Origin of the sequence: Kordiimonas lacus (assembly GCF_001550055.1) — a bacterium.
In the GTDB taxonomy this organism is placed as follows: Bacteria; Pseudomonadota; Alphaproteobacteria; order Sphingomonadales; family Kordiimonadaceae; genus Kordiimonas; species Kordiimonas lacus.
Genome location: NZ_LRUA01000002.1, coordinates 51,744 through 61,485, shown reverse-complemented (window position 1 = coordinate 61,485; position 9,742 = coordinate 51,744). Strand labels below are relative to the sequence as shown.

12 protein-coding genes are annotated in these 9,742 nt (G+C 58.9%); 6 read left to right on the top strand and 6 right to left on the bottom strand.

Annotation, left to right across the window (positions count from 1 at the left end; all coding sequences use genetic code 11):
- The first annotated feature begins 36 nt into the window (after window positions 1–36).
- On the top strand, window positions 37–675 hold the full coding sequence (locus KORLAC_RS01385; RefSeq protein ID WP_068301712.1) for a glutathione S-transferase family protein: 639 nt from the start codon (window positions 37–39) through the stop codon (window positions 673–675).
- Here KORLAC_RS01385 and KORLAC_RS01380 read toward each other — a convergent pair whose 3' ends face one another.
- A complete protein-coding gene (locus KORLAC_RS01380; RefSeq protein WP_068301709.1) occupies window positions 676–1,518 on the bottom strand; it encodes an FAD:protein FMN transferase in 843 nt (280 codons plus the stop codon). It lies immediately after the preceding gene.
- Window positions 1,519–1,731: 213 nt separating this feature from the next.
- Between KORLAC_RS01380 and KORLAC_RS01375 the strand changes: the two genes are divergently transcribed.
- Window positions 1,732–2,409: a glutathione S-transferase family protein gene (locus tag KORLAC_RS01375; RefSeq protein WP_068301708.1), complete on the top strand. Its 678-nt coding sequence runs from the start codon at window positions 1,732–1,734 to the stop codon at window positions 2,407–2,409.
- On the opposite strand, the gene KORLAC_RS01370 is transcribed toward KORLAC_RS01375, so the two are convergent.
- Together KORLAC_RS01370 and KORLAC_RS01365 are read right to left on the bottom strand one after the other, a co-directional pair.
- Window positions 2,410–3,006, bottom strand: coding sequence for a TlpA disulfide reductase family protein (locus tag KORLAC_RS01370; RefSeq protein ID WP_068301706.1), 597 nt, complete (start codon window positions 3,004–3,006; stop codon window positions 2,410–2,412).
- Window positions 3,007–3,090: 84 nt separating this feature from the next.
- The gene (locus tag KORLAC_RS01365; RefSeq protein WP_068301704.1) at window positions 3,091–3,681 is read right to left on the bottom strand and encodes a TlpA disulfide reductase family protein; all 591 of its coding nucleotides are present in this window, start codon (window positions 3,679–3,681) and stop codon (window positions 3,091–3,093) included.
- Between the two features lie 128 nt (window positions 3,682–3,809).
- Between KORLAC_RS01365 and argH the strand changes: the two genes are divergently transcribed.
- The 3 genes from argH to lysA are packed head-to-tail and all read left to right on the top strand — an operon-like array spanning window position 3,810 to window position 6,595.
- A complete protein-coding gene (gene argH / locus KORLAC_RS01360; protein WP_068303095.1) occupies window positions 3,810–5,177 on the top strand; it encodes an argininosuccinate lyase in 1,368 nt (455 codons plus the stop codon).
- Between the two features lie 10 nt (window positions 5,178–5,187).
- Window positions 5,188–5,298, top strand: coding sequence for an LPS translocon maturation chaperone LptM (gene lptM / locus KORLAC_RS19235; RefSeq protein WP_420913267.1), 111 nt, complete (start codon window positions 5,188–5,190; stop codon window positions 5,296–5,298).
- A gap of 25 nt (window positions 5,299–5,323) precedes the next feature.
- On the top strand, window positions 5,324–6,595 hold the full coding sequence (gene lysA / locus KORLAC_RS01355; RefSeq protein ID WP_068301698.1) for a diaminopimelate decarboxylase: 1,272 nt from the start codon (window positions 5,324–5,326) through the stop codon (window positions 6,593–6,595).
- Here lysA and KORLAC_RS01350 read toward each other — a convergent pair.
- Genes KORLAC_RS01350 through KORLAC_RS18945 form a run of 3 tightly spaced genes read right to left on the bottom strand, consistent with a single transcriptional unit; the run spans window position 6,535 to window position 8,793 of the window.
- Window positions 6,535–7,002, bottom strand: a complete 468-nt coding sequence (locus KORLAC_RS01350) for a response regulator (protein WP_068301696.1) — start codon at window positions 7,000–7,002, stop codon at window positions 6,535–6,537. The two genes, lysA and KORLAC_RS01350, sit on opposite strands and share 61 nt — an antisense overlap.
- A gap of 54 nt (window positions 7,003–7,056) precedes the next feature.
- On the bottom strand, window positions 7,057–7,611 hold the full coding sequence (locus KORLAC_RS01345) for a phosphoribosyltransferase (RefSeq protein ID WP_068301693.1): 555 nt from the start codon (window positions 7,609–7,611) through the stop codon (window positions 7,057–7,059).
- A 42-nt stretch (window positions 7,612–7,653) separates the two neighbouring features.
- Window positions 7,654–8,793, bottom strand: coding sequence for a zinc-ribbon domain-containing protein (locus tag KORLAC_RS18945; protein ID WP_074519349.1), 1,140 nt, complete (start codon window positions 8,791–8,793; stop codon window positions 7,654–7,656).
- Window positions 8,794–9,045: 252 nt separating this feature from the next.
- Here KORLAC_RS18945 and ftsE point away from each other — a divergent pair, with 252 nt between their 5' ends.
- Window positions 9,046–9,732: a cell division ATP-binding protein FtsE gene (ftsE, locus tag KORLAC_RS01335; RefSeq protein ID WP_068301687.1), complete on the top strand. Its 687-nt coding sequence runs from the start codon at window positions 9,046–9,048 to the stop codon at window positions 9,730–9,732.
- The last annotated feature ends 10 nt before the right edge of the window (window positions 9,733–9,742 follow it).

Here is a 9,742-nt window from a genome sequence, read left to right as displayed (position 1 = left end):
AGTCTGATTATGAGCATTCGCAAGGGGCACTGCTCTATGTACCGTCTGTTCTACTACCCTCGAAACGCGAGTCTGGCGCCGCATTTTGTGCTGGCCCATCTTGGTGTTCCCTTTTCGCTTGAGCTGGTAGACCGCAAGGCGGACGCGCAGAAGTCAGCCGACTATCTGAAGCTTAACCCGGCGGGGCGCATTCCCACGCTTGTGGACGGCAAAACCGTGCTGTTTGAAAGCCCAGCCATCTGCCTGTATCTGGCTGAACGTCACATGGACGCTTGCCTCGCGCCAGCGCCTGGCAGTCCGCACCGGGCCAAGTTCCTGCAGTGGCTGATGTATCTGACCAACACGTTGCAGGCGGACTATATGGTCTATTGCTACCCGGAAAAGCACACGCAGGACCCGCTTGGCGCCAAGGCCGTGGAGGCCGCCCACAGCGACCGTGTCGCAGCAGCCTTCAAGATTCTGGATGAAGCCCTTGAAGGCCAACTCTATCTGGTGGGCAATACCGTCACCATCTGTGACTATTTCCTGCTGATGCTGTGCATCTGGGCCGATGATATGCCCGTCCCGCCCCAAAGCTTTCCCCGCTTGGGCGCCTACCTGAAGCGCCTGTCGGCCCATAAGATGGTCCGCCAGGTGTGCAACACGGAAGGCATCAGCCTGGCTGCCTTCACCTGATCAGGACGCATACTCCAGCGCGTGGGCGCCTTCATTTGTCAGCATGGCAACCGACGCACCAAGACGTGGCAGCAGCGTGGCTGCGCGCCCTGGCGCCAGCATGGCAACCTTGGTCAGACCGTCAGCCACAGCCGCCGTGCGGGCGCGCACAACCAGCCGCAGATCCCGCCATTCCTGGCCCGCGTGCATGACGCCGGTTACCGGGTCAAAAAGCCTTCCGCTGTTGGAGCCGCCCCCCGCCAGCGCGCCGTCTGTCAGGGCAACAGGCAACGGATGCTTACTGTTCGCCAGATGATACTGCACGCGCCATTCCTGCGGCCCGAAGGCGCGCATAACGCCGCCCACATCCACCAAGCCCCGACGCGCACCCTGTTCACTCATCGCCTGCACGGCAATATCGGCGGCAAAGCCTTTCACCAGCCCCGTGGGGTCAAACCGCATCTTGCGGCGAAAGCGCACGTAGCCCCGCTTGGAAAGATCTATATCCGTCCAGTGTGCCTGGCCATCGCTGCCGGAGGCCGCCGCGTCGAAAATACCGTCAGTGCGGAACGCCAGTTCATTTGCCACCCGCATCAGCTGCCACACGGCATCTGATACCGCGATGGGTTTGGCCACCGGCGCGTCCCACAGGCGCATCAGTTCACTGTCGCCTGTTGTGACCGCCAGCCGCGCCTCAAGCGCGTCGGCGCACTCGAAGGCAAGCGCCTGTGCCCGCGCCGCACAGGCCTGCCTGAGGCCAACCGTGGTCAGCTTCATCACGGTCCCCAGGGCTGGCCGCGCCCGGCTTTCCTTGTGACACGTGCAGCGCCGCATCTGTTTCTCGAACCCACGTTCCATGATCATCGTGTAAAACCCCCGGTTTCATTCTTGGCTACCCCTCCTCATTATTAATAATCATTCTTAATTGCAAGAAAAGAATCATCCAAGGCTTGTCGTGGCAGCATTAATTTTTCGCAGGGGTTGCCTTAGAAACATTCGGGCGACGCGGTAGGGCACTTATGGTAAAGACTGCCAGACTATCCTGTGCATCCATAAGAATTCAGGGAGTCACGACATATGTCAGACCTTAAAATCATTGTTGGCACCAAGACCTATTCCAGCTGGTCGCTTCGCGGATGGCTTGCCGTTCGCCATACCGGCCTTCCGTTCGAAGAAATCAAACTCCGCCTAGATACGCCGGAATTCTATGAAGCCATCAAAGACTATTCCCCTACATCCTGCGTTCCCGCCCTACTGGACGGTGACGTGCGGGTTTGGGATTCGCTTGCCATCATCGACTATTGCGCCCGCATCGCGCCTGAGAAATTCTGGTGGCCGGAAGATAAAGCAGCCTTTGCGAACGCGCGCTCTATCGTCGCTGAAATGCACAGCGGCTTCATGGGCCTTCGCGGCAACGCGCCGATGAACATGCGCGGGCGCTGGACCGGGCTTGCACTTTCAGACGCTGTGCAGAAGGACGTGACCCGCATCGACGCCATCTGGACCGACGCCCGCAGCCGCTTCGGCGCCGGGGGCCATTTCCTTTATGGCGCGTTCGGCGCGGCAGACATGATGTATGCCCCTGTGGTGTCCCGGTTTGAGACCTACGGCATTGAGGTGAGCGAGACCGCCCGCACTTATATGAACGCGGTCCTCAACCATCCCTATATCAAGGAATGGAAAGCCGACGCCGCGACCGAGACACAGATCGTCCACCAGGATGAGATTCCGGCAGACGCAACAAGCTTGGGCTAGTTAAATCTTGCCATCCTTCAAAGCATCAATCAGGGCCCTACCGTCGTCCGACAACCAGTCGCGCGTGACGCTGGAATAGGCCCTGACTTTGCCGCTGCTGTCTACCAGGATGGTCTTGGGCTCGCGGCCATAAAAGCGGAAGCCCGGGTTGGCCTCCAGTTCCTGCGTAATGCTCGGATGAAAATCGCCATAGGGCGCGAGCGCGGTCAGCCCCTGGCGCTGGAGCGCCTTCAGGGTCTGGACAATGCTGTTGCGTTCAAGATCAATCGCGACCACTTCGAACCGGTCGTCCCCGAGCGCTTCCTGCACTTTGTTCAAGTCCTTCAGATACATGTCGCATGGCTGGCAGGCGAGCGCCCAGAAGGCAATCATCAGGACCTTGCCATGCTTGGTCGCCAATTTCTCGACAATCTTCTCGCGGCCCTTGAAGCCGGTCACCAGCTTATAATCGGAAAAATCCAAATCGCCGTGGAAGACCTCGAGGCCTTTCATTTCGCCGACCAGATAGGCATCGATGGGCCTATCGTCCGCCCTGGCGGGAAGCGCTAGGCAAAATGCCAGCCCAACAAGTGCGATCCAGATGTTTGACGGTCTCATGACTGCCTCCCCATTTTACGGCGTGACGGCGCTGATGCCCGGCCCACCCATGATGCCACACCGCATAACCGAAGAAAAGAGACGCTAGATCTCACCGTTCTTGAGCGCGGTGAAAAGCGCGATGGCGTCTGGCGTGTCCCATTTGAGCGGCCCAAGGAAATAGGCTTTCACCTGCCCGTCGGCGCCAATGATATAGCTGGTGGGCAGCTTGCCGTCAGCGAGTTCAAGCGCGATGGCCATCGTGGGTTCGGCATAGAGGTTCAGCCCCTCCACACCCCATTCTTCGAGCGTGTCTTTCGCCTGCAACACGCCGCCCCGGTCCACCGTGATCGCCACCACTTCGAATGTGTCATCGCCGAGCTCGCGCTGCAGGTTGGCAAGCTCGTGCATTTCAGCCCGGCAGGGCGCGCACCAGCTGGCCCACAGGTTGATCAGCATAGCTTTGCCCTTCATGGCCGAAAGCTTGATGGGCGAGCCGTCTTCGCGCATGATGATATGGTCTGTCAGGCCCTTTGGTTCCTCGGGCAAGGAAAGCTTGGCCATTTCGCCTTTCAGATAAGAATTTATCGGCGCATCTGCGGGGAAGGACGTTGTCGAAGGCAAAAACAGCCGATAAGCTGCTGCGCCCAGAAGGACGACAAGGATGACAGCAGGCAATAAGGCCTTTTTAGGCATTTTAGTCTCCAGACAGGACCGTTAACAATCGGCCAAACAATAGTCAGGCTGGTACGAAAGGCAAGACCACCGTGGATCACAAATCCGACAATAAAGACGCAGCTGAACAGCAGGCAGGCGGCCAGAGCATGTGGGGCGGACGCTTCGCCTCCGGCCCTTCGGCCATCATGCAGGAAATCAATGCTTCGATCGGATTCGACAAACGCTTTTACCGCGAAGACATCGCAGGCTCCAAGGCGCATGCCAGCATGCTGGCATCTGTCGGCGTGATCAGCAAGGCCGATTGCGATGCCATTCATAAGGGCCTCGACCAAGTGGCGGGTGAGATCGAAGCCGGCAAGATGGTGTTCGACCCCGCGCTTGAAGACATCCATATGCATGTGGAATCCCGCCTGCGTGAGCTTATCGGCGACGCCGGCGCGCGCCTGCACACCGGCCGGTCGCGGAACGACCAGGTGGCAACCGACTTCCGCCTCTGGACCCGCGGCGCCATTGATGCGCTGGACGGCCTGTTCAAGGGCCTTTTGGCCGCGCTGGTGGACCAGGCTGAAAAGCATGCTGACACCGTCATGCCGGGCTTCACCCATTTGCAGACCGCGCAGCCCGTCACGCTTGGTCACCATCTGATGGCCTACCATGAGATGCTGAGCCGTGACCGCGCGCGCCTCAAGGACTGCCGCGCCCGGGTGAACGAAAGCCCCCTGGGCGCCGCAGCCCTCGCCGGCACCAGCTTCCCCATCGACCGGCACATGACCGCCAAGGCGCTCGGCTTCGACCGCCCGATGGCCAATTCGCTGGATGCCGTTTCAGCGCGGGACTTCGCGCTTGAGTTCCTGAGCGTGCTCTCGATCTCCGCTGTGCACCTGTCGCGCCTGGCGGATGAGATTGTGCTGTGGGCGTCAGCGGCCTTCCGCTTCCTGACGCTGTCGGATGCCTATTCGACCGGCTCATCGATCATGCCGCAAAAGCGTAACCCGGACGCCGCCGAACTGATCCGCGCCAAGGTGGGCCGCATCAGCGGCAGCATGAACGGCCTGATGATGGTCATGAAAGGCCTGCCGCTGGCTTATTCAAAAGACATGCAGGAAGACAAGGAACCCGTGTTCCAGGCCGTGGATGATTTTGAGCTGTGCTTGGCTGCCATGACCGGCATGATCGAAGACCTGAAGCCAAACACGGATGCCATGGCCGCTGCCGCAGGCCAGAGCTTCTCCACTGCCACAGACCTGGCCGACTGGCTGGTCCGCGTTCTCGGGCTACCGTTCCGCGATGCCCACCATGTAACGGGCGCGGTTGTGAAAGCGGCCGAACAATTGGGCGTGGACCTTGAGAACCTACCCCTTGAAGCCATGCAGACCATCGAGCCGCGCATCACGTCGGACGTGTTCGACGTGTTGAGCGTGTCCGCCAGTGTCTCAAGCCGCACGTCTTTTGGCGGTACGGCGCCCGCGAATGTCAAGAAGGCGGTCAAGGCCGCCCGTAAAGCCCTCAAGTAAGGAAGCCAAGATGCGTAAACTGCTGACCATTTCCCTGATTCTGCTGGCCGCCGGCAGCCTTGGGGCTTGCGGCAAGAAGGGCGATGTCAAACCGCCCGCTGGCTATTCATCATCAAACTGACCCTTCCGAGTAGATAGGTTTATCCATGGATCATTTCCATTACCGCAACGGTCAGTTGATGGCCGAAAATGTACCGCTTGAGCAGATCGCCGCACAGGTGGGCACGCCTGTGTATGTCTATTCAACGGCAACGCTGAAGCGCCACTTCCGTGTGTTTTCCGAGGCCTTTCAGGGGCTGGATGCGTTGGTGTGCTTTGCCGTCAAGGCCAACAGCAACATTGCGGTGCTGCGTGTACTTGCGAAAGCAGGCGCGGGCGCGGATGTGGTCAGTCTGGGCGAACTCAAGCGCGCGCTGAAAGCCGGCATCCCGGCCAGCAAGATTGCTTTCGCCGGTGTGGGAAAAACCAAAGCCGAGATGGCCGCCGCCCTTGAGGCCGGCATCATGCAGTTCAATGCCGAAAGCGAAGCCGAGCTTGAAACCCTGAATGACGTTGCCGCCAGCATGGACATGGTAGCGCCGGTATCCGTACGGGTGAACCCGGACGTGGACGCAAAGACCCACGCCAAGATTTCCACCGGCAAATCGGAAAACAAGTTCGGTATCGCCTGGCAGAAAGTGGACGCGGTCTATGCCCGTATTGGCGAACTTGCGAACCTCAAGGCCGTGGGCGTAGACCTGCATATCGGGTCGCAGCTGACAGACCTGGCGCCCTTCCGCCTGGCGTTTGAGCGCGTGGTTGGCCTGGTGCGCGACCTGCGCGCCAAGGGCCATGACATCCGCCACATCGACCTGGGCGGCGGCCTGGGCATCCCTTATGACCCGGACGCCGAGACCCCGCCTGCGCCCGCTGATTACGGCGCCATGATCCGGGAGGTCCTTGGGGACATGGACTGCAACATCATTCTCGAGCCCGGCCGCCTGATTGCTGGGAACGCAGGGTTGTTGCTGACGGAAATGCTCTATGAGAAGCAGGGCGAAAACCGCACTTTCTATATCCTGGACGCTGCGATGAATGATCTCAGCCGTCCCGCCATGTATGATGCTTACCACGCCATCGTGCCTGTTGCGGAACCGTCTGGTGACGAAACGCTGAAGGCTGATTTTGTCGGGCCCATCTGCGAAAGCAGCGACGTATTCGCCAAGCAACGCAATACTGCCCCACTCAAGGCAGGGGACCTGGTGGCGATCAAGTCAGCCGGGGCCTACGGTGCTGTGATGGCGTCAACCTACAACAGCCGCCCGCTTGTACCTGAGGTACTTGTGGACGGTGACAAGGTTGCGGTGATCAGGAAACGTCAGTCGCTGGATGAATTGCTGTCGCTGGACGAAATACCGTCCTGGCTCTCAGGCGATTGAGCTGAGATGGGGGCGCCTGCCGCCTCCATTTCCGCCTTGCGGGCGCGAGCAGCCTTCAGCGCATTACCCACTTCAGACAGCAGTTGATCCATGGTGAAGGGTTTCGACAGAAGCCCTTCGATCAGCAATGACAGATTGTGTGCGCGCTGGCGTTCATTGGCGTAACCGGTCATCAGGATGATCGGCACATGCGGCCTGGAGGCGCGAACTTTCAGCGCCAGCGAAATACCGTCCATCACCGGCATGGCGATGTCGGAAATCAGAAGGTCGAAATGGTGGGCATTCATCTGCTCGACAGCTTCGGCGCCATCATGGGCGGTCAGAAGGCTGTGGCCATGCATCGAGAGCACGCGACAAACAAAGTCGCGGACTGCTTCATCATCTTCAACTACCAATACCCGTGCCACGGGGACATCCTTCCTAAAAAACGGAAGACACTTAATTAATGCATCTTCACCGATCTAAGCCCGGCCCATTTTGCCTATGAAGGGCAATTCCCGGTAACGGTATGCAATGTCCATTCCATATCCGATGACAAAAACATCGGGGCACTCAAAACCTACAAAGTCTGGCCTAATATTAGTTATATTATTACCACTTTTATCAAGAAGCACAACGCTCGTTACTGACTCTGCACCCAATGATAGAAAATATTCGCGCATTGCGGTTAAAGTTCTACCCTGCTCGAATATATCATCTATTATCAACACATCGCGGCCTTTTACGGGCAATTCTGTGGTGGCTTTTAGTTCAATGGTCGATTTTTGCCTATTTTTGGTGACATGGATGAAATCCATCTCCATGACACAGCCCCGCATTGACATGGCACGGCTAAGGTCTGCCCCAAACATCATGGCGCCATTCATCGCCACCTGGGCCACAGGTTCGGTGTCAAACCAGCGGGTCAGGCGACCAGCCAGTTCATCCACCTTGTTGACGATTTCATCTGCCGTGAAGACGGGCTCAATACCGACATGGGCGTCGCCGGCTTTGTCCCAGTCGAAAAAATAATCCATTGCTGCCCCCTGCTGCCCCTTATGTCCTCTGCCCCAAAGCTGTCAGCTACTGCTGCGCACGACCCGAGACCGCGTCCCCTCCAGCACCTTCACCGATACATTTGTCGCACCCGCGGGCACCGGATAAATGCTGGTTTCAAAATCCACTCTGGCGCCCCGCCGGATGGCGAAGCCTTCCGGGTCGGTGATGACCGTTTCCAGCACATTGCCGCTGCGGTCCAGCACGTCCACCTGCACCCGCGGAACCGAGGCCGTGCGCCCGAATTCGGCTGTACTTGGGTTTTCAACAAAACCCCGCACCATCAACACCGGGTTGCCGTCCCTGGTCTCAACCCTGGTTCGGTCGTTGTAAAGCTTGGCCGTCAGGTATATCTCGCGCTCGGTCAGCGGCGTAGTAGAAGGCTCGCCTTCTTCGGGGCGGAAGCGCTCAACATCGCTGGCCCCTTCAAACATTTCATAGAAACTGGTCATGCCCGGGAAGGTCTTGACCACAGTATCCTGCATAAACACAATGCCGCCCATCACCGCCAGCCACAACACAACAAGAAGCCCCCATCCGAACACCATAAACTGCCGCTTGCGAGCCTGGGCACGGCGTTCGGCGTCGCGGCGCTGTTCGGCGCGGCGGCGGGCAACAAAATCACCCGCATCAAAATCTTCTTCGTCCCCGCCTTCATGGTCGTCATCTTCATCAAGGCTGAAATCGTCGCCCAGATGTTCCTTCGCAACAGCGCCGATACCGAAATCATCGCCAAAATCCGATGACCCGTGATCTTCATCAAACTCGTCGCCCGGCGGCGTCGCATGCACGTCGGGCGCGCCGTCTTCGTCGAACATGTCCCGGTCATCTGTGTCTGCTTCAGTCGAAGCCGCTTCGTCGCCGCCGAACGACTGCACAGATTGTCGGATCGCCGCAGCACGGGCAGCCGCACCTGCATCCATATCCTCGGGTGGCGGGAAAGCCGCCTGCGGTGCCGTTGGGGCAGCCTGCGGTCGTGGCGCAGCAGCTGGTGCTGGCCGTGGTGCTGGCCGTGGTGCTGCCGGCGGCGCTTTGACGATCTGTTGCGGAACCGCATGCCAGCTATGCTTGCAACTGGCACAGCGCACCTTACGGCCAGCCGGCGGTATGGCGCCGTCCGGAATCTTGAATTTCGCGTCGCATGCAGGACAAACAAGGATCATATCAACGCCTGAACTTTCTTCCCAATGAGCCGCAAGTATGAGCCCCAGTCGATAAAATAAGTGTTAACACTATAGGAAAACTGCCCCATAACACAAGCACTTGCATGGCTTGGGCCAGCCTGCCTTCCCCGCAGCACGAAGGGCGCTTGTCATGGTTAACGCGGCGCAACTTTATCACCCTTCATTGCAGCATGCCACTGGACGCAAAAGCCCCTATATGCAATTCTGCGCGCAACTTGGCGGGAGTACCAGATGATAACTTTTGAAAATGTCGGCATGCGGTACGGAATGGGCGCTGAAGTCCTCCGGGATGTCAGCTTTTCACTCGACCGTGGGTCGTTTCATTTTCTGGTTGGCCCATCGGGCGCTGGCAAAACCACACTCCTCAAGCTTCTTTATCTGGCGCACCGCCCCTCACGCGGTTTGATCAACTTCTTTGGCCGCGACCTGATGACCATGGAACGCGAAGCCCTGCCCCGGATGCGCCGCCGGATCGGCGTGGTGTTCCAGGATTTCCGCCTGTTCGAACATATGAGCGCGTTCGAAAATGTGGCGCTGCCGCTTCGTATCCAGGGCGCAAAAAAGGCCCAGGTCGCAGACCATGTGGAGGAACTCTTGTGCTGGGTTGGACTTGAAGACCGCATGCACGCACGCCCCGCAACCCTGTCGGGCGGGGAGAAGCAGCGCGTGGCCATCGCCCGCGCCATTATCAATAAACCCGACCTTCTGGTGGCCGATGAACCCACAGGCAACGTGGATCCTGAAATGTCACGTCGGTTGATGCATCTGTTTGTCGCCCTCAACAAGGAAGGCACAACCACGGTAGTCGCCACCCACGACGAAGGCCTGGTGCAATCCATCGGGGCACCCATCCTGAAACTCAGCAAGGGCGATCTGGAACATGTGCCGGGCGGCACGCCGATCGATCCCGGCGCATGAGCATGTGGGG

Bases quoted from the DNA above. Each gene is read 5' to 3' on its own strand.
- ftsE (WP_068301687.1), top strand. From the start codon at position 9,046: ATGATAACTTTTGAAAATGTCGGCATGCGGTACGGAATGGGCGCTGAA.
- argH (WP_068303095.1), top strand. From the start codon at position 3,810: ATGTGGGGCGGACGCTTCGCCTCCGGCCCTTCGGCCATCATGCAGGAA.
- KORLAC_RS01380 (WP_068301709.1), bottom strand. From the start codon at position 1,518: ATGATCATGGAACGTGGGTTCGAGAAACAGATGCGGCGCTGCACGTGT.
- lptM (WP_420913267.1), top strand. From the start codon at position 5,188: ATGCGTAAACTGCTGACCATTTCCCTGATTCTGCTGGCCGCCGGCAGC.
- KORLAC_RS01365 (WP_068301704.1), bottom strand. From the start codon at position 3,681: ATGCCTAAAAAGGCCTTATTGCCTGCTGTCATCCTTGTCGTCCTTCTG.
- KORLAC_RS18945 (WP_074519349.1), bottom strand. From the start codon at position 8,793: ATGATCCTTGTTTGTCCTGCATGCGACGCGAAATTCAAGATTCCGGAC.
- KORLAC_RS01375 (WP_068301708.1), top strand. From the start codon at position 1,732: ATGTCAGACCTTAAAATCATTGTTGGCACCAAGACCTATTCCAGCTGG.
- KORLAC_RS01345 (WP_068301693.1), bottom strand. From the start codon at position 7,611: ATGGATTATTTTTTCGACTGGGACAAAGCCGGCGACGCCCATGTCGGT.
- KORLAC_RS01370 (WP_068301706.1), bottom strand. From the start codon at position 3,006: ATGAGACCGTCAAACATCTGGATCGCACTTGTTGGGCTGGCATTTTGC.
- KORLAC_RS01385 (WP_068301712.1), top strand. From the start codon at position 37: ATGTACCGTCTGTTCTACTACCCTCGAAACGCGAGTCTGGCGCCGCAT.
- lysA (WP_068301698.1), top strand. From the start codon at position 5,324: ATGGATCATTTCCATTACCGCAACGGTCAGTTGATGGCCGAAAATGTA.